At 29.0% G+C, this 20026-nt stretch carries 20 protein-coding genes, 1 other RNA gene, 1 pseudogene and 1 other annotated feature; of the genes and pseudogenes, 3 read left to right on the top strand and 19 right to left on the bottom strand.

Features of this window, described 5'->3' with window-relative positions; translation table 11 throughout:
- Positions 1-3 precede the first annotated feature (3 nt).
- From dnaX to B5E75_RS00440, 12 genes are all read right to left on the bottom strand, one after another.
- The gene (dnaX, locus tag B5E75_RS00495) at positions 4-1794 is read right to left on the bottom strand and encodes a DNA polymerase III subunit gamma/tau (RefSeq protein ID WP_087356863.1); all 1791 of its coding nucleotides are present in this window, start codon (positions 1792-1794) and stop codon (positions 4-6) included.
- Positions 1795-1857: 63 nt separating this feature from the next.
- Complete coding sequence (locus B5E75_RS00490; RefSeq protein WP_087356862.1) at positions 1858-2550, bottom strand: Bax inhibitor-1/YccA family protein; 693 nt, start codon at positions 2548-2550, stop codon at positions 1858-1860.
- A 119-nt stretch (positions 2551-2669) separates the two neighbouring features.
- Positions 2670-4247, bottom strand: coding sequence for a DUF7601 domain-containing protein (locus B5E75_RS00485; RefSeq protein ID WP_087356861.1), 1578 nt, complete (start codon positions 4245-4247; stop codon positions 2670-2672).
- 7 nt (positions 4248-4254) lie between these two features.
- On the bottom strand, positions 4255-4932 hold the full coding sequence (locus B5E75_RS00480; RefSeq protein ID WP_206413946.1) for a peptidoglycan recognition protein family protein: 678 nt from the start codon (positions 4930-4932) through the stop codon (positions 4255-4257).
- A 15-nt stretch (positions 4933-4947) separates the two neighbouring features.
- Positions 4948-6291 carry an O-antigen ligase family protein gene (locus B5E75_RS00475; RefSeq protein WP_143746933.1) on the bottom strand — a complete coding sequence of 448 codons (1344 nt, stop codon included), beginning with the start codon at positions 6289-6291 and terminating at the stop codon, positions 4948-4950.
- 5 nt (positions 6292-6296) lie between these two features.
- Positions 6297-6746, bottom strand: a complete 450-nt coding sequence (locus B5E75_RS00470) for a hypothetical protein (protein ID WP_087356859.1) — start codon at positions 6744-6746, stop codon at positions 6297-6299.
- 237 nt (positions 6747-6983) lie between these two features.
- Positions 6984-7436 (bottom strand): nucleoside deaminase, encoded by a 453-nt coding sequence (locus B5E75_RS00465; RefSeq protein WP_087356858.1) that lies wholly within the window; start codon positions 7434-7436, stop codon positions 6984-6986.
- A 16-nt stretch (positions 7437-7452) separates the two neighbouring features.
- Positions 7453-7540, bottom strand: an RNA gene (ffs, locus tag B5E75_RS00460) — signal recognition particle sRNA small type.
- Positions 7541-7581: 41 nt separating this feature from the next.
- The gene (locus B5E75_RS00455; RefSeq protein WP_087356857.1) at positions 7582-8577 is read right to left on the bottom strand and encodes an SGNH/GDSL hydrolase family protein; all 996 of its coding nucleotides are present in this window, start codon (positions 8575-8577) and stop codon (positions 7582-7584) included.
- A gap of 11 nt (positions 8578-8588) precedes the next feature.
- The gene (locus B5E75_RS00450) at positions 8589-10157 is read right to left on the bottom strand and encodes an MBOAT family O-acyltransferase (RefSeq protein ID WP_087356856.1); all 1569 of its coding nucleotides are present in this window, start codon (positions 10155-10157) and stop codon (positions 8589-8591) included.
- Entirely contained in the window at positions 10157-10387 is a 231-nt protein-coding gene (locus B5E75_RS00445; RefSeq protein WP_087356855.1) for an acyl carrier protein, read from the bottom strand. Before B5E75_RS00445 ends, B5E75_RS00450 begins: the two co-directional genes overlap by 1 nt.
- Positions 10388-11896: an amino acid adenylation domain-containing protein gene (locus B5E75_RS00440; protein ID WP_087356854.1), complete on the bottom strand. Its 1509-nt coding sequence runs from the start codon at positions 11894-11896 to the stop codon at positions 10388-10390.
- A gap of 148 nt (positions 11897-12044) precedes the next feature.
- On the opposite strand from B5E75_RS00440, the gene B5E75_RS00435 reads away from it, so the two are divergent.
- Together B5E75_RS00435 and B5E75_RS00430 are read left to right on the top strand one after the other, a co-directional pair.
- The gene (locus B5E75_RS00435; protein ID WP_087356853.1) at positions 12045-12467 is read left to right on the top strand and encodes a MarR family winged helix-turn-helix transcriptional regulator; all 423 of its coding nucleotides are present in this window, start codon (positions 12045-12047) and stop codon (positions 12465-12467) included.
- Complete coding sequence (locus tag B5E75_RS00430; protein WP_087356852.1) at positions 12460-13116, top strand: YczE/YyaS/YitT family protein; 657 nt, start codon at positions 12460-12462, stop codon at positions 13114-13116. Before B5E75_RS00435 ends, B5E75_RS00430 begins: the two co-directional genes overlap by 8 nt.
- A 10-nt stretch (positions 13117-13126) precedes the next feature.
- On the opposite strand, the gene serS is transcribed toward B5E75_RS00430, so the two are convergent.
- The 5 genes from serS to B5E75_RS00410 all read right to left on the bottom strand — a co-directional run bounded on the left by serS (position 13127) and on the right by B5E75_RS00410 (position 18665).
- Positions 13127-14404 carry a serine--tRNA ligase gene (serS, locus tag B5E75_RS00425; RefSeq protein ID WP_087356851.1) on the bottom strand — a complete coding sequence of 426 codons (1278 nt, stop codon included), beginning with the start codon at positions 14402-14404 and terminating at the stop codon, positions 13127-13129.
- 40 nt (positions 14405-14444) lie between these two features.
- Positions 14445-14634, bottom strand: a binding site (T-box leader).
- A 37-nt stretch (positions 14635-14671) separates the two neighbouring features.
- On the bottom strand, positions 14672-15175 hold the full coding sequence (locus B5E75_RS00420; RefSeq protein WP_087356850.1) for a GNAT family N-acetyltransferase: 504 nt from the start codon (positions 15173-15175) through the stop codon (positions 14672-14674).
- A gap of 193 nt (positions 15176-15368) precedes the next feature.
- Entirely contained in the window at positions 15369-15485 is a 117-nt protein-coding gene (locus B5E75_RS14790; protein ID WP_275068672.1) for a putative holin-like toxin, read from the bottom strand.
- Positions 15486-16630: 1145 nt separating this feature from the next.
- Positions 16631-17974 (bottom strand): dicarboxylate/amino acid:cation symporter, encoded by a 1344-nt coding sequence (locus B5E75_RS00415; RefSeq protein WP_087356849.1) that lies wholly within the window; start codon positions 17972-17974, stop codon positions 16631-16633.
- Positions 17975-18053: 79 nt separating this feature from the next.
- Positions 18054-18665 carry a DUF4230 domain-containing protein gene (locus B5E75_RS00410; protein WP_087356848.1) on the bottom strand — a complete coding sequence of 204 codons (612 nt, stop codon included), beginning with the start codon at positions 18663-18665 and terminating at the stop codon, positions 18054-18056.
- 132 nt (positions 18666-18797) lie between these two features.
- Here B5E75_RS00410 and B5E75_RS00405 point away from each other — a divergent pair, with 132 nt between their 5' ends.
- Positions 18798-19139 carry a DUF6054 family protein gene (locus B5E75_RS00405; protein WP_087356847.1) on the top strand — a complete coding sequence of 114 codons (342 nt, stop codon included), beginning with the start codon at positions 18798-18800 and terminating at the stop codon, positions 19137-19139.
- Positions 19140-19206: 67 nt separating this feature from the next.
- On the opposite strand, the gene B5E75_RS00400 is transcribed toward B5E75_RS00405, so the two are convergent.
- Together B5E75_RS00400 and B5E75_RS15015 are read right to left on the bottom strand one after the other, a co-directional pair.
- Complete coding sequence (locus tag B5E75_RS00400) at positions 19207-19854, bottom strand: polysaccharide deacetylase family protein (RefSeq protein WP_087356846.1); 648 nt, start codon at positions 19852-19854, stop codon at positions 19207-19209.
- 54 nt (positions 19855-19908) lie between these two features.
- Positions 19909-20019, bottom strand: a pseudogene (locus tag B5E75_RS15015) (immunoglobulin-like domain-containing protein); the annotation flags it as partial.
- Positions 20020-20026: the final 7 nt, after the last annotated feature.

The raw sequence follows: 20026 nt of genomic DNA, 5'->3' as shown, positions 1-20026 counted from the left end.
TCTTTAATCCTCCTTAAATTCCACAATATCTTCACCAAATAACTGAACAGCAAATTCTTGTGCTTCAGTCATATCAACATGATCTAAATCATGACAATCTATATGTTTTAATGTCAACTCATGTGGTTCAGGTAATTGTCCCTGTCGCTTTAATTCAATAAAATGACTTCGCATTTTAATCCATTCATCCTGTTGAATTGCAATAAAACGATATTCACTCCCTAAAACTTCCTGTAAGAAAGCACTTAACTGTTTATAATTCTTATAATAATTAACAGCATTTACAGATGGCTGATATTCAAAAGAAATAATTAATCCACCCTCACAAGCCGCTACAGCAGTTCCATCACAAAGCATTCCAGCACTTTTTGCCATATTTAAATTAGCCAAATATCTTTTAATAATAGGCCATCTTTCTTGAATACTTTCTAATATCGTTCTTTTCGCCTGAACAAGAATATTCATAATATCTGCTTCATCAACATGAATATCGTTATCAACATCAGCTTGAATATCAGGTTCCTTTTCAAATTCAAAAGTTGGGACTTCCTCTATAATCTCTTGATGAATATAAGGTTCTTCTTCCATCACATCTTCACCTATATCTTGAACAGGTTCATCAATGATTTCTTCATCTTCTATAACTTCTGGATTTACTGGTGTTTCTACAACTTGTTGCTGTGGTACTTTGACTGTTTCAATATGAACAATCTTTTCATCTTGAATTTGATTACACATCTTTAAAATAGCCAATTCAAAATAAACTGATGGATTGATTACTTTTGCATATTTTTCACTGGCATCCATAAGTATATCAATAAAATTCAATGCTTCTTCACAACCTATATAAGGAACAATTAAATCTAAATAATACTTAGATAAAACAAACAATATAGATTCATCTTGTGTATTACGATAAATCACAATATCTTTTAAAATATCAACTAAATCCAAAGTCAATCTTTTAATATCTATACCATTCATTTTCATATCTTCTAATGTCGATAATGCTTTTTTCATATCTTTAGAAAGAATCATCTTAATAAAATCAATCTTATTTTCCAATGAAACAATACCATAAATTTGATTAACATCTTGAACAGTCAAATGTTTATCATTATAAGCTAAACATTGTTCTAAAATAGATAAAGCATCTCTCATTCCACCATCGGCTAATTTTGCAATCAATTCTAATGCTTCTTGATCACATTGATAATGTTCTTCTTTTAAAATATCTTCCATTCTTGAAACAATATCTGGAACACTTAATTTTGTAAAATCAAATCTCTGACATCTTGATATAATCGTTGGTAAAATCTTATGTGGTTCCGTAGTTGCAAAAATAAAAATAACATGAGTTGGTGGTTCTTCTAGTGTTTTTAATAAGGCATTTGATGCACTGGGTGACATCATATGAAATTCATCAACAATATATACTTTATATTTTCCCTGTGTTGGAGCATATTTGACCTTCTCAATTAAATCTCTAATTTCATCAACACCATTGTTACTTGCAGCATCAATTTCAATCACATCAGGATGTGTACCCAATGTAATCTGTTGACAGTTTTCACACTGATCACATGGTTTAGGTGAACCCGTACAGTTCACAGCTTTAGCCAACAATTTCGCAATTGTTGTTTTTCCTGTTCCACGTGGACCACAAAACAGATAAGCATGAGCAATCTTATTTTCTTCTACTGCATGTTTTAATGTTGTAATGATATGTTCCTGCCCAGCAACATCTTCAAATCTTTGGGGACGATAAACACGATATAATGTTTTATATGCCACATGTATCAACTCCTTATACTGTCACATTATAACACAAAAAAAGGTACCTTACGATACCCTTAATTAATTATTATCACTGATTAACATTAAAATATCAATGAATATATTAACAAAGTCAAGATACAGATTTAAAGCACACATTAAAGCTAAACCTTCTCTTTGATTTTCCAAAGATTGATGATAAACTGTTGAAATTTTTTTTAAATCATAGAGCGTTATTCCTGTAAATACAGCCAAATCAATCAAAACAATAATATAATAAAGAGCAGGTGCTTGAATAAACATTAAAATGATATATCCAATAATTAAGATTGGTAAAACAGCAACACATACTTTTGCTATAAAAGAGAAATCTGAACTTGTATACTTTGTAATAGTATATAATAATCCAAAATAAGCACATGTTAAGGCAAAAGCTAATGCTGTAATATAAACAGAAATAACTGAAAGAATAAAAGAAAAAACCACACCATTAACTATTGAATAAAGAATAAAATATCTCTTTGCCATGACATAAGAAACTTGATCTCCATGATTTTGAAGTTTCTTACCTATCACCCAAACAAAAGCAATTTCAACAATAACAGAAATAAACAATACTGGAAAATAAAAATCAATCAAATAATTAATTACCCCAGATAATATCACAACAATAGAAGTCACTGCTGTAACAGCAACCCCTACAAATACCCATCTTAGCACTTTTAATAAAAAATTTTCATAATCAAACTGCTCAGTTAACATACGTTGATCCATATTTATCACCTCTATATATATTTTATCATATTTATATGAAAAAATATTGAACTATTGATAATAAAACAACATTTCCCCATAACAAAAGAGATTCTTCATCAAAAGAATCCCTCAATAATTTATGCTTTTTTCTTTAATAAAATTAATCCTAAAGCTGATAATCCACTCATTAAACCTAAAGACATATAAACCATCAATGCACTATCATCACCTGTTTGGGGTTGAGATTGATGATTATTTTCTGGTGGTGTCTGATTAGAGCTTTGTGGTTCCACTTCTTTAGTATTAACAAAATCAACTTTTATATTTTGATTATTTAAAATATAACCTTCCTCATTTATAGATGTTGTTATATATCCATCTTGATTAGCTTCCTGTTCAATAACTTTATAACTGATTCCTGTTGGAAGTGACGTTGCTGTTAGACTTTCATTATCTTTTAATGTAAAGGTTGCTATACCGTCTTTAAATGTCATATCTCCATATGTTCCATTAATTGATGTATCACTTAATGTTACTGTAAAATGGAAATCTTTATTTGTATCTCCCTTATTTCCATTAACGTCCTTTGATACTGTTAAACTTCCATACTCATTCTTTGTATTTATAAATTCAGCCTTTGATGTCACATTTTTTTGAATTTCACCTGTTGTCCCTGTAGATGTTGTTATATACCCATTTTGATTGGCTTCCTGTTCAATAACCTGATAAGTGATTCCTGTTGGAAGTGATGTTGCTGTTATGCTTTCATTATCCTTTAATGTAAAGGTTGCTACACCATTTTTAAATGTCATATCTCCATATGTTCCATTAATAGATGAATCACTTAATTTTACTGTAAAATGGAAATCTTTATTTGTATCTCCCTTATTTCCATTAACATCCTTTGATACTGTTAAACTTCCATATTCATTCTTTGTATTTACAAATTCAGCCTTTGATGTCACATCTTTTTGAATTTTACCTGTTGTTCCAGTAGATGTTGTGATATATCCATCTTGATTAGCTTCCTGTTCAATAACTTCATAAGTGATTCCTGTTGGAAGTGATGTTGCTGTTAGACTTTCATTATCTTTTAATGTAAATGTAGCTACTCCATCATTAAATGTCATGTCACCATATGTTCCATTAATTGACGTATCACTTAATGTTACTGTAAAATGGAAATCTTTATTTGTATCTCCCTTATTTCCATTAACATCCTTTGATACAATGAGATTACCAGTAGGAAGCTTTTTATTTTCCAGTGTAATAGTTACTATCTTTGTTTGTCCTTCGTATGATATAATAGGTTCAGATTCTCCCATATACTCATATCCATCAACTACTATTTCTTTAATTGTATCAGGCCAATAACCTGCGTATTGATTACTATCTGTTTTATTACATATTATTTCAGATTTCCATCCATTATTTTTATCTAAAACTATCTCTTTTATTTCATCAGGTTTATTGTCATGTTTTGCAAGTTTAACTGTAAATTTAATATCATTTGGTCTATTTTCTTCCTGATCCTCCAGCCATACTTTTTCGAACTTTAAAATATCTGCGTCAATATAAGTTTTACTTGGATCATATGAGGCATATACATTTTGAGAAATTAATCGACTCCCAAATAATATAAAGAAAACAACTCCTAGCATCATTATCAAAAGACTACGATAAGCATATTTCTTATAGTTTTCAGTATGATTCATTTTATACTCATCCTTTCGTTTCATTTTCTAATTTTTCATTGACTGATTTAGCAATATCAGCCATTTTACTTTCCAAATAAGGACCGGGACATATTGTATCAGCATCAAACATTTTATGCATGGTTAGATTTCCGTTTTTATCACCAGTATAAACTAATTTTTCAATAGAATGACGCTGACAAATATCAACACATAAATCAATCAGTTTTTGATAAGACTGATTACTGATTTTCCAATCACCCCCTATCGTTTCATTTGCAACTTCGATTGTTATGGCTTGATGATCATTATCAGCATTAGCACTTGTCCATGCACGATTTTCTTCTTCTACATACAAAGCGACGTTTCCATGATCATCAATGGCATAATTAGATGAAGCTTGTCTATCCCTCTTACTAAAAGATTCACCTAATTTCTCTAAAGTTAAATTGGCACCCATATGATGTATGGTAATCTTTTTTATTTTAGATTGACGAGGAAAATCTGCATTTTCTGTCAAATGAACATATGATGTTAATGGACTATTTCTTTTGATAACTTCGTTCATTTCTTTTGTTGTTAAATCTTTTCCTATATAAGGTGGCAGAGATTGTTTTTTAAGATAAACACCATAAAATGTTATAGCAGTTAAAATACAAAAGATAAGAAAGAATATAGAAAAGAATCGTAATGATTTATTCTTCAAAAACATTCACCTGCCTTATAGAAAACATTGCATAAGATTCGAACTAAATAAAAACAATAATAAACAAAAGATTATTCTTGTTGTGAGTTTATTTAAGTTCTTAGTATAATGATCATTTTGATGAGAAATCATGATTAAAAATGGGATAGTTGCTATATAAAAGAAACTCGTATCCATAAGATTATGAACCAATATTGCAATAAAAGCACCTCGTTGAGCCATATCTTCTTTTTTCATAAAATGTCTAACCACAATAATCAATAACATGAAGAATGCTATCATTCCTAATTCAACAGCAACATGTACAAAAATATTATGAATATGCCAAGTATTAAAATACTGTCCTCCAGAATGTAGATTATAAATTCTCCACTGATATGGTCCCATTCCTAAAATAGGGTGAATCCATAAATATTGAAATCCATCTTTAATCATAGCTAAGCGTTCGCTCAATGTCGCAAATGCATTAGGTCTTAAAATAACTAAAATTCCCAATCCTAAGATTCCAACTGAGCATAATAAAATAGGTAATACAGAATATTTTGATAAACATTCGTTGAGTTTCTCTCTATACCAAGAAAATAAACAAATATAAATCAAAATCACAACAACGAGTCCAAACCAATTTGTATAACTTCCTGCAATATAAAGAAGTAAACCACATGCAAATGATAAAATAATAGTGGAAAGTTGTTTTAAAAAGTAAGAAAAACTTTGTTTTCCATATAAAGTCATTCCTATAACACCTATTCCTAATGCTCCAAAACTTCCAATAGATAAAGTTAAAGATAATGCCACAAGTATAATAGATTCAAAAAAATAAAGAATTCGTTTAAGAATCAGACCATCTTCCATTTTGAATAAACAACTTTTTATAGAAAACCATCCTATCATAAGAATAGCTCCCATTGCATTGGGATTTCCTAATAATCCAGATATTCTTGATGCATTTCCATAGAATGCTTCAACAACAAATTCACCTATTCCAAGAAAAGCTATAATTCCTACCCAAAGAGAACATAACATTTGAAGAATATATCTTTCATTCTTTTGTAAATAACTCACAAGTAAATAAATAAGAGGAAAAATAAATTGTGTAGATGAAAAACCAGTAATTGTATTTCCATAAATTCTATATCCTGAAATAAGACTTATAAGGTTATATAGAACTAATGGAATAAGTATCCATAAATCTACTTTCACAGAACCTTGTAATAACCCTAATAAACATAGACATATTCCCATAAAGGAAACAACTATAATATTTCCTGCACCTATAAATGTAAAAATAAAGAAAGTTAAAAATAAAATTATCATTAAATAAGGATTCTTTAATTGAATATGACTTATTTTCTTCATATATTTCAACAATGTATTTTTTCTAATGTAGAATATATCAGATGTAATAATTCTAAAGAACTTCTAAAAAACTTTCTTATATTCATTTTTTCAAATACAATTTCTCCCTGCCAAGAATAATGCTGCCTGTACATCACTTTAATTTGAAAAACATTTTCTTTATAATCTTTCATAGATTCTTGAAGATAGTCTTCAAATTTTTCTGATGTTATTTGTCGATACTTTAATTCTTTATTCAAAAAACTATGTTTTCTTCTAAATGTTCGATATCTATTATCAGTAGCTGGTATATGACAAGATTCCATAATCTGATCCATCATCAATATGAGATCAGTTAAATGATGAAACGTAACACTTCTCATTAAAAAAGGGCTATTTAATTCCCCATCATATTGTTGATCTTGTGATGGATGAAAAGATACTGTAAAATACATATATTTATCAATCATAGACATAAAGATCACTTCCTTTAATAAGCATAATGAACGATAAAGTAGACTTTTTCGTTCACGGTGTTTTATAATAAAAAGGAGCTATAATTGACCAAAAAACATATATTTTAATACCCTTCATTGACTGAACAATAAAGTCTACATTATCAATCGATGTTTATAAATTTAATCATGATATGACTTATCATGTGACCTATTAAAAACAAAAAAAGAGATTCCCAAACGAAAATCTCTCATAATCTATGATTTATCATGTTTTCTTTTTTCTTTAAAATATTGTGATAACAATAAACAACATTGTTCCTCTAAAATACCAGAAACAATTTGAGGATGATGGTTAAATTCATGACTTTGCAAAAATGTTGATAAACCATGCCAACGTTGTCCTTTGGCTGCAAAAACAACTTTTTCTATACGACTTTGAATGATAGCACCACTACACATAATGCATGGTTCTAAAGTAGAATAAAGGATACATCCATCTAAATGCCAAGACTTTAATTTTTGACATGCCTTCCTTATAGCAATCATCTCTGCATGTGCCGTTACATCATGCTGAGATTCTTTTCGATTATACCCTGTTGCAATAATCTCGCCTTCTTTAACAATAATAGCACCAATTGGAACTTCATCCATATCTCTAGCAAAACAAGCCTGTTGATAAGCTAATTGCATATATTCTTCATCACTCATTGTTTTCACCCCTTAGAAAAAAGCCACTACACATAAACGGACATTCTTAATGCTGCTACCTTCCGGTCCTGACATGGTTCGAAGCCGCCTATTGTAATGGCAAGAAATATTATAGCATATTTCTTAGACAAATCAATAAAAAATTCTATTTTCCAATAAAACCATTTTTTCCTTTATAATACTTTAATTTTTGGTGATATTCTAAATAATCTTGATTCCAGTTTTGATAATCTTGATGTGTACGATAATCTTGAAAATGATATTGTAATTTTAAATAGTTACCTAAATAATGAGTGACTTTTTGTGCTCCAAAATCATTAAGATGATTTCCACCATCCCTTGTATCATGAGTCCAATCAAAATCAATATCATCTAATAACATATTAAAATCTAAGAATTGTAATTGATATTGATCAGCAATTTTTTGGATTGTATGATGTTTATCCATTGTCCATGTATTCGCTGTAGGACAACACATCAATAAAACTTGTGAGCCATTGTTTTTGGCATATTTTATAAATTCATTAAGATAATATTGTGTTGTATATGTTAAAGAACTTTTCTTTTTATTCTTTAAATATGATTTTCCACCTTTATAAGATTGAACATTATTATAGTATTTATAGCCTTTTGTCAAAATCTTTTGATTATAAACTTTTTCTTTTATAAAATCATCCTTTTGAATATTTTTCCAACGATTATGATAATCAAAAACAGGAAAAATTTCTTTTAAAGTTTCAGAGATACTTATATCTAAATCATCAACATCACTCTTTGTAAATAATTCATCTACTTCTAATATAATTAATTGAGGTGTTTGATTCAAATAAGTCTGTTTCAATAAAGAATATGCTTCAACAATTTTTTGACTAGGTTCAGCACAGACATAAGAAGGAATTCCTTGTTCATGCCATAATTGTAAAGGATTCATTGCATTATATAAATCACTATTTCCAATCGCAATAATATCTAAAGAATTTTGTCTTTCACCATAAAATCCTCTTGCATTTTCATATTTTATACCAGATTCTTTTGTATTTTGTTTAGGTTCTACAATACGAGATGAAAGATGTAAAAGAGTAATCACTAAACATAAGAAAATCATCATTTTTAAAATATTTTTCATATTCTGTTTATTCATCCTCATCCCTCCTAGAATTGTGCATAGATAAAGCTAACAATATCATAGCCTCTACCATAGGCACCAAAAATCACAACAATCATCAATCCAGTTAAATAAAAAGTCCAACGTGGTACAATATGCCACTTTGCAATATGTTCTCTTACAGATATATTTTTTTCCTTCAATAAACTCATGATATAAACAATGATAACACCCATAATCACTATCATCATATCTTTCAATGCTAGTCCCATGTAAGGAATATCCATTGTGCCTTGAAAACAAGATACAAGCATATGCCATGCTGAAGATAAAGTATCAGCTCTAAATATAAGCATACCAATATTAACAATCAAAATAGTTCTTATAATAGAAAAGATTTGAAAAAACTTATTTTGATTTTGAATATGGAAAGCATTTTTTATTTTCATAAAAACAGGTTCTAAATACATACCTAGCATCATCAATAGATAATAATACATTCCATACATTACATATTTTATACTGGCACCATGCCATAATCCATTACATATCCAAACAAAAAATAAAGCTGTTGAAGCTGGTAAAAGTTTACTGACATATTCATTGCCATGTTTTTTAACAAACTGACTCCATCTTTTAAATGGTGCTGATAAAGATACACTATAAAAAACATAATCTCTTAACCATGAACCTAATGTTATATGCCAACGTTGCCAAAATTCATTGATACTTTTCGCAAAGAATGGCTGTCTAAAATTATCTGGTAGTCTAATACTAAATAGTTGAGCACTTCCTCTAACAATATCCATACATCCGGAAAACTCTGTATATAATTGAATTGTATAAAAAATAATCGCAATCACTACACTTAAACCTGAAAACTTTAAATAATCATCAAAGACATAATTAACGAGCATATTTGCTCGATCAGCAATAACAATCTTTTTAAACATTCCCCATAAAATAAGCTGTAATCCAAAAGTAAAATTTTTATAATCAAAAGAATGACCTTCATATAGTTGATATGCTACTTCGTTATATCTTGTTATAGGTCCTTCTACGATTGTTGGAAAGAACGCTAAGTATAAAGCGACTCTTGATAAACATTCATCTGCATGATATTTCCCACGATAAACATCTACTATATAACTTATGGCTTGTAATGTGTAAAAAGATATTCCTAGTGGTAAAAATAATTTAATGAGTGGAATGGAAATTTGAAATTGTTCTAAAATACTGATATTAAGTAAACTTATTAAGAAGTTTGAATATTTTAAGAAAATCAGTAATCCTAGATTTATGAACAATATAAACACAACAACACATTTCTTTTGCCATAATATTTTCTCTTTTAATTCTTTTCTTTGTTGTCGATCTAAAGACTTTTTGACTGATACAAATATATCATTAATTTTATCTAACCATATAGCACCTATGTATATAGAAATAGTTGTCAGTAATATAAAAATAATCATCCATACACGACTTGCAAGAATGTAATAAAGATAACTTGCTGATAATAAAACAATCCATTTATATTTTTTAGGAAACACTGTATAAAGTAAAAATGTGCTTCCTAAAAAAAGTAATAAATATATATATGTTGTATATGCCATTAATTATCTTCCTGTAAACGAGTAATTAACTGATAGATTGTTTCTATTGATTGAAAGTTTTCAGGTAATATATCTAAAGGTGTAATTTCAATATCAAATTCATCATTGAGTTCAACCGTTAAATTCATAACATCCAAAGAATCTAAAATTCTATCATCAATTAAATTCTTTTCATTTTCAAAATCAACACCCGGTTTTAAATCTTTTAAAATATCTAATAATTCATTCATTTATTTTTCCTCCTCATGATAATGATTTTTTAACCATTTTCTATCTATTTTCCCATTTTGATTTAAAGGCATAACCTTTAACTGAATCATCTTATTAGGATACATATATTGTGGTAATTTATGAGATATTCCTTCCATAATCTCTTGATCTGTTATTTTACCACTATATATCAAAATAATCTTATCTTCTTTTTCATCATAAATAACTGCACAACTTTGAATCTTTGATAAAGCATAAACTGCTGCTTCAATTTCACCTAGTTCAATACGATATCCCATATGTTTAATCTGAAAATCTTTACGTGTGATATAAATTAATTCACCACGTTCATTATATTTCACCAAATCTCCTGTACGATAAATGATTTCAGGATATGCTTGATTTAATGGATTTTGAACAAAAACTTCTTGTGTCTTTTCTGGATTGTTGTAATAACCTAATGCTAAAAACGATCCCCTAACACAAAGTTCTCCTTCACGATCATCTATGACTTCTTGATTCTTTTCATCTAATAAGAAAACATCACAGTTTTGACAAGCTTTGCCAATCGGTAAAACTTCATCATCTTCAAATTCTCTATCAACAATATAATATGTACAAATATCAGTCGTTTCTGTTGGTCCAAATAAATTCGCATACAAAGCATGAGGAAGATGTTTCTTCCAATAATTGAGATGTTTAGTTGGCATAACTTCACCAGCGAATAAAACCTTTTGAACATCATTTAATTTTATATAATCCAATACTTTCATATTCGCTATAATTCCTAATGCTGAAGGAACCCAGTAAATAGTATTGACTTGTTTTTCATTCATATATTCAATGAGCTTTACAGGGAAAGAAAACAATTTTTTAGGCAATATATGAAGTGAAGCTCCAGCCATAATCGTACTAAATACATCTGAAACAGACATACTAAAATAAAATGGTGTCTGACTTCCAAATTGTGTATCTTCATGAATATCAAACGTTTCTTTAAACCACGAGGCATAATTCATAACATTACGATGTGATACAACTGCACCTTTAGGAACACCTGTAGAACCAGAAGTGAATAAAGCATAAAGTGGATCAGTATCAATCATTTGATTTCTGATTTCATTTAATTTTTGATGATTTATTTCTGTTGGAATCATATTTTCATAAATAAAAACTTGAGGATGTAAATTTTGTGCTTTATGCTCATATTGTTTTTCCGTAATCAAAGCTATTGGATGTAAAGTTTCAAATATAGATTGAATACGATCATCTGGCATATGTATATCAATCACTACATAAAAGTTTCCACTATAAACAACGCCAAAGAATGCTGTTAAACTTTCTACATTTTTATCCATCATTACTGCTATAGGTTGTCTACGTATCTGCAATGATGATAAATTTGTTCCTATTCTTTGAGCATTTTCAACACATTGACCATATGTTATTTCATTTTTATCATCACTAAAAGCTATTTTTGTAAAATATTTTTGTGATGATTGTTCTAAAAATTCAAGAATATTTTTCATACACAACCTCCTTTTTCGAGAAGATTCTAACAAAACCATGTGAATATCAAGTGGAAAAAATATGAAATTTATGTGTACAAAGTCACTTGACAAATCATCTTTATAAATTATAATTTAGTTTGATTTCAAACTAAATGAGGTGAAAAATATGTTAAATCATGAGATACACTTTTTATTATTAAAATGTTTTCATTATAGTCATAAACTGATGACACAAAAAACATCAAACATTGGGCTTTATCCCGGTCAACCTAAAATTCTTGAATGTCTTTATGAAAAAGATGGGCAAACCCCTAAAGAAATAGGTCAAACTTGTGTCTTAGATAAGTCAACTATGACAAGTCTTATTCAAAAGATGGAAACACAGCAATTGATTTATCGTCAAAATCAATTAAATGATAAAAGATCAGTACTCATTTTTCTGACTGAATTGGGCAAAGAAAAAGCAATAGAAGTCAAAAGAATATGTTATGAAGTTGATCAGATAGCTTATCAATCTTTAAATCAAAAAGAAGTGAATCAGATATTGAATCAAGTACTTGATAATTTGAGGGAGGAATATGATGAATAAAACAATTTTAAGATATTTTTATTTTTTATTAGGTCTTTTTATTAACTCATTTGGTATTGCTTTTATTACCAAAAGTGCTCTGGGAACTTCACAAATATCAAGTGTTCCTTATGTTTTTAGTCTTTATTTTACACATATTAGTTTTGGTATGATGACTTTCATTTTTAATATGATTTTTATTATCATTCAAATTATCATATTAAAAAAAGATTTTCAACCTATCCAATTCTTACAAATTCTTGCGAATATTATCTTTAGTAGTTTTATTGATATAAGTATGTATTTGATGAGCTGGTTTCAACCAGAAACATTACTTATACGTATTATAAGCCTGATTATAGGTTGTATAATTTTAGCATTTGGAATCAGTATTGAAGTTGCTCCTAATGTCATTATGGTTCCAGGAGAAGGTATTGTCAAAGCAATCAGTGATGTGACACATAAAGATTTTGGTATGGTCAAAATATGTTTTGATATCACTTTGATTATTATTGCCAGTTTATGTTCATTTTTCTTTTTCCATTCTTTACAAGGGGTTGGTTTAGGCACTGTTGTTTCAGCACTCACTGTTGGAAAGTTTGTTTCCCTTGTTAATGAATATTTTCCTTTGATTCAACATATTCAAAAATTAAGTATAAAAAAAGGTTAAGATTTTTGTCTTAACCGATTTTTTCTTTTCCTCCCATATATGGTCTTAATACTTCAGGAATAGAAATACTTCCATCTTCATTATAATTATTTTCAATAAATGCAATTAATGCACGTGTACTTGCTAAAACAGTGTTGTTAAGAGTAGCAACATAATATGTTCCTCTTTCACCTTTTGTACGAATACCTAAACGTCTAGCTTGTGCATCTCCTAATGTAGAACAAGAACCGACTTCGAAATATTTCTTCTGTCTTGGTGACCATGCTTCTACATCACAAGATTTCACTTTTAAGTCAGCTAAATCACCACTACAACATTCTAGTGTTCTTACAGGTATATCTAAACTTCTAAATAATTCAACAGTATATGACCACATTTTATCATACCATTCCATAGCTTCTTCTGGTTTACATAAAACAACCATTTCCTGTTTTTCAAATTGATGTACACGATAAATACCACGTTCTTCAATACCATGAGCCCCAACTTCTTTTCTAAAGCATGGAGAATATGAAGTTAATGTAATTGGTAATTCTTCTTCTTTAACAATCTGATCTTTAAATTTACCAATCATACTATGTTCACTTGTTCCAATCAAGTATAAATCTTCACCTTCAATTTTATACATCATAGCATCCATTTCTTCAAATGACATAACACCAGTCACAACATCACTTCTAATCATAAATGGAGGAATACAATAAGTAAATCCCTTATCAATCATAAAATCTCTGGCATAAGATAACATTGCTGAAGAAAGTCTGGCAATATCTCCCATCAAATAATAGAAACCATTACCACTTGTTCTTCCACTTGCTTCTTTATCTAATCCTTTTAATTTTGTAATAATATCCGCATGATATGGGATTTCATAATCAGGAACAACAGGATCTCCATATTTTTGAATTTCAACGTTTTCACTGTCATCTTTTCCAATAGGTACACTATCATCAATAAAGTTAGGAATTTTCATCATCACTTCTTTTAATTTTGGACCTAATTCTATTTCTTTTGCTTCTAATTCTTTTAAAGTATCTGCCATTTCACTGACTTTTCTTTTATTTTCTTCAGCTAAATCTTTTTTACCTTCACGCATAAATTGTCCAATTTCTTTAGACAATGAATTACGCATAGCACGAAGCTCACTCGCTTTTGTCAAAGCTTCACGATATTCCTTATCCAATGCATAAGCTTCATCAACCAAATGCAAACGATCATGTTGAAATTTCTTACGCATATTTTCTTTTACTGCTTCTGGATTTTCTCTAAGTATTGCTATATCAATCATTTTTCATTCTCCTTTTCCAATAAAATAAAAAGCACCTTTTACAAGGGACGAATATATCGTGGTGCCACCCTATTTCTTATCAGACTGATAACTTTTATGAGATAACGGTTCAACCGGGAGGGATTAGCTCCTCTTATTGGTAGATTTCAATGCTTCCTCATACTGATTTACACCAACCATCAGCTCTCTATCATGATTTCACATTTACTTATCCAATGCAACGATTTGATATACTGATTATAGCATAAGACTTGATAATTTCAATAATTATTTAATCAAAGAATACATTATCATGTCATGAAACTCACCATTTTTAAAGCCATTCTTACGTAAAATACCTTCTCGTTCAAAACCACATTTTTCTAAGACTCTTTGTGAGGCTGGGTTATAATCAAAAGGAGCCGCAAAAATTCTCTCTATATCACTATGTTCAAAAACATATTGACATGTCTGTTTCACAGCTTCACTCATAATTCCTTTGCCCCAATATTTATAGCCTAAATAATATCCAATCTCTCCACTTCTACGATAAATGTCATCTTGTCTTAAAATTGAAATACTTCCAACAACCTTTCCTTCATATTCTATTGCAAAAGCAAAGATTTTATTTTCATCAGCAGATAACATAGCTTCTATATAATCATAGGCATCTTTTAAATGATAAGGATAAGGTATACGATCTGTTAAATTATTTAAAATTCTTAGATCATTAATATTCTGATATAAATCTTCGGCATCTTCTCTTTTCCATTTTCTTATTATGCATTTCATCTTTAAAACACCTCTACTTTTTAAATATATTATAACATTATTAAATATTCATATAAATAGATATATTTATTCGTATATTGACATCTAAAATGACATAAACTATAATGTAATTGAAAAAGGAACAGCCGATAAACGGTTATGCCCTAGATTTGGTTGGAAATAACTATCTCAACTTTACCAGAGCCAGAGGTAGTTATTTTTTTACACTCTTATCAATAATAATAAGAAGCAATTTCACAATCACACTTATTAAAGTCACAATAAATGTTAGTATTCCTAACATTATCATGACTATCTCATAAGATGTCATGTGCATCACCTCCGTCTTTCATATTTCCATCTATTGAATGGATATCTATGTCAACGAAGAATTACGTGCCTTCGTCTCACGACAAGGGCATAACCACCTACCGTTATTACTGTTCCATTTGCATTATATCAATATCAAAAAAGAGATTCTATACTCTCTAGAGATTGTAGATTTAATTTTGATATTTACTTTAAGCAAACATAATTTATTTGTATATTGACTTATCAAATCACATAAACTATAATGTAATTGAAAAAGGAACAGCCGATAAACGGTTATGCCCTAGATTAAATTAAGGAGAAATAACTACCTCAATTTTCCAGTGCAAGAGGTAGTTATTTTTTTTGCTTTATTATCCTTATCGATAATGATAAGAAGCAATTTCACAATCACACTTATTACAGTCATAATAAATGTTAGTATTCCTAACACCATCATGACCATCTCATAAGATGTCATGTCCATCACCTCCGTCTTTCATATTTCCATCTCTTGATGGATATCTATGTCAACGAAGAATTACGTGCCTTCGTCCCACGACTAAGGCATAACCACCTACCGTTATTACTGTTCCATATGCATTATATCAATATTAAAAATGAGGTTCTATATTATCTAGAGATTGTAGATTTAATTTTGATATTTACTTTAGGCAAACATAATTTATTTGTATATTGACTTATCAAATCACATAAACTATAATGTAATTGAAAAAGGAACAGCCGATAAACGGTTATGCCTTAGATTTGTTTGAGAAAATAGCTACCTCAATTTATCCGAAGCACGAGGTAGTTATTTTTTTGTACTCTTATCAATAATAATAAGAAGTAATTTCACTATAACACTTATCATTGTCATGATAAATGTCAGTATGCCTAACATTATCATGACCATCTCATAAGATGTCATGTGTATCACCTCCGTTTTTCATATTTCCATCTATTAAATGGATATCTATGTCAACGAAGGATCACGTGCCTTCGTCCCACGACTAAGGCATAACCACCTACCGTTATTGCTGTTCCATCTGCATTATATCAATATTAAAAATGAGGTTCTATATTATCTAGAAAGTGTAGATTTATTTTTGATATTTACTTTAAGCAAATATAATGATTAAAAAAGTAAACTCAATTTGAGTCTACTTAACTATGATAAATATCTTCATCTAACATATTTTCTTTTTTACCAACAATAACAGAAGTTGCTGAATCACCAACAACATTTAAAGATGTGACAAGCATTTCAATTGGTCTGTTGATTGCTAAAATTAAAGAGTAAGCAAGTAATGCACCATCATTTGTATACCCCATACCTGTTAAGATAGTAAATAAAATAACTGCTCCTGCTCCAGGTGCTGCAGGTGTTCCAACTGAAGCAATTAAAGCAAGAAAAGCAATGACAGCCATAGATGTAATTGTAACATCATATCCAGAACTTGCTGCAATAAATATAGCGGCAATAACTTGCATAATAGCTGTACCATCCATATTAACTGTCATTCCTAAAGGAAGAACAAATGAAGCAATTTCTTCACTGACACCTAATTCATTAACTGTTGTTTCTTTATTGATAGGTAATGTAGCAGCACTTGATGAAGTTGAAAAACCAAACAATGCAACTTTAGGTATTTTTCTCATAAATGGTTTTGGATTCATTTTTCCCATAACCATTAAATAAATAGGATAAGCTATAAATAAATAAACAATTAAAGCAAAAATAACTGTTAATACATACGCTAATGCAGGTAATAAATAATCTATTCCATAAATAGCAAATGTCCTTGTCAATAAACAAAAGATGGCATAAGGTGCACATTTTGTAATAACAAATGATAAACATACAGAAATAATATCACTACATTCAATTAATAGTTTCTTTAATGTTTTTGTTTTATCTTTTAATTGATTCATTGCTAAACCTATTGCAACTGCTAAGAAAACAACTGCTAAAACATTCCCATTATTTGTAAAAGCATTAATTAAATTATTAGGAATGACTGAAACAATGATATTTAATGGATTAGATCCAACAGTTCCTTCCTGTATCACGAGATTATCAGCATGAACAGCATTAAAGGCTCCTAATTTGTAAACAATAGAACCAATAATACCAGCCCATATTAAAGCACATACTGTTGTTATAAGGAATGTTCCTATTGTTTTAGATGAAATTCTTCCTAATTTCTTTGTATCAGTAATAACACATATAGCTAATATAATAGAAACAAAAACCATAGGTATAATAATTAACTGTAATGCATTAACAAAGAGTTGACCTACAATGTAAAATATTCCGATTGCATTATTAGCTCCTTCAGCAGTAATATCTTGGAATAATACATTATTAATAGTATTCCATAAAGATTCCTGTCCACTTGCTAATAAGTTTTCTCTTAATAAGATACAACCTAATCCAGCAACCAAACCACAAATTAAAGCAATAATCATTTTCTTTGCTAGTTTTTTACCACTTTGTGTTGATTTCATATATAACCTCCCACTTATCTCCAAACTTCTAACATTATACTATAAACTTTACATATTTCAACAAAAAAAGCAGAACATCTTAAGATTCTGCCATCTTTATTTCAATTTTATATTCATCATCTGAAGAACACATAGATTCAACAAAAGTTTTAATCGTTTCTTGTGCTTTATTCTGTGCTTCTTCTAATAATCCTTTCTCTTTTGCTTTATTTTCCATACTTTCTTTTTGATCTATCGCAAATTGATTATAATCAGTAATACTAATTTGATTAAAAATATTCTTTGTTTCATCAAAAACTTCAATACTTTTTTCATCTATCTCATGAGAAAGAATTTTAGCTTCAGGAATACTAATATTGATATTCTTTCCACTCATATGAACTTCTACTAAGCTCATATCTATTCCTGCTTTTATTTTTCCATCATAAGATAAAATAAAACTCTTTGTTGTAAAAGGGACTTTCCAACCATAAAAAGTCGCCTGATTTTCATATTTTCCCATATTAGTATAATTATATTCTACACTTGCTAGTTCGCTAATACCTTGAATTTGTTGTGACAATAAATCACTTGTTATAGCTGTTGGTTCTTCACCACTTGGCCATACTTTTCCAACAAAAAAGAAAACAACTGCTATCACAACAATAACAATAATATTTTTTAAAGTTTGACTGATTTGTATTTTTTTCATTCATTTCACCTACTTACAAACATTGTAGAAAAGATCAAGATATTTGTCAAATATTGTTGAAATGATATGAACATATAAAATACACATGATTTTCAAAACTTCATGATAATCTATAAATAAGGAGGTATGATCATGGCTAAATATTCTTGTGAACTTCATGGTTCTTTCAATCATTTCTGTCAGTTTTTAAAAAATGAATTAATAAATTCAAGTTTTTCAGCTTCAATAGAAGATGAACATTATTATGATATACACGATGTTCATGTTGGTATTTTAATATTAGAGAGATATAGTTATACAGGCGGAAACCGATTAAGCTTGTCTATTACTATAACAGAATATCAAAATCATATTCAGGTCACTGCTATAAGTTCCGGTGGAAGTCAAGCTATGTTTTTTAAAATCAACACTTTAGGTGAAGATGCTTTTTTAAATAAATTTAAAGAAGCTATTAAAAATTATAAAAACAAATAATTCAATACACATTATTTGAACATCATTCTAAAAAAAGATTTCTACATAATTGAAGTAGAAATCTTTTTTACATTCCTAATGATGCTATATATGATTGCAATGATGATTCACCAAGTACACGTACTCGTGGTAATTTTGTTGGATCCTGACCTTTTTTTACTTTTCCATACTCTGTTGTAAAAGCACATAAAATTTCAGCTTCTTGAATAGCTTGTTGTCCTTGTACTGTGACATCTCCATATGGATAAGCAAAAGCTTCTGTATTTTCAACAATATTTTGAGCTTTTAATAAATCTTCTTTAATTTGTTCCATATTTAAAGCACTGATAATACCACCATGTCCAATATTTCCTCCACCTTTATGCATATCATACGAATGAGATTGAAAAGTAATATACTCACTGGCATATTTTTTTACTTTTTCTTTTCCATTTTGGGATACAATAATAAACGAAGTTGCTGGAATCTGATATTTTTCTAATAATGGAATACCATACTTTAAAAATCCTTTTTGTCCATCATCAAAGGTTAAAATAACACTTTTCTTTGGCAAATCAATTTCACCTTTTATATAAGCTGATAATTCCTGATATGATGGAAAATAAAAATCTTGTTCTTTTAAATATTTTAATTGTTCTTCTAATTTTGAATCAAGAATATAATTTGTATTTATCGTTTTTGGTAAATCATCTGGAGTATAGACATAATGATACATTAAAACAGGTATCCCATGACTATTTTTTTCAAATTCATTGACAACATGTACGATTCGTTTCTTAGAACAATAGATACCTTCTTTATTTTGAACAGAATATATAATCTCATAATCGCCAACCTTTTGAGTATCAACTTTTCCTGTGATTTTAACTTGATCAGTCAGATTACCT

It is taken from the genome of Massiliimicrobium timonense, assembly GCF_002160865.1.
Taxonomy (GTDB): domain Bacteria; phylum Bacillota_I; class Bacilli_A; order Erysipelotrichales; family Coprobacillaceae; genus Allocoprobacillus.
Note: the sequence above shows the minus strand (reverse complement) of the source record. Positions and strands in the feature narration are given on the sequence as shown.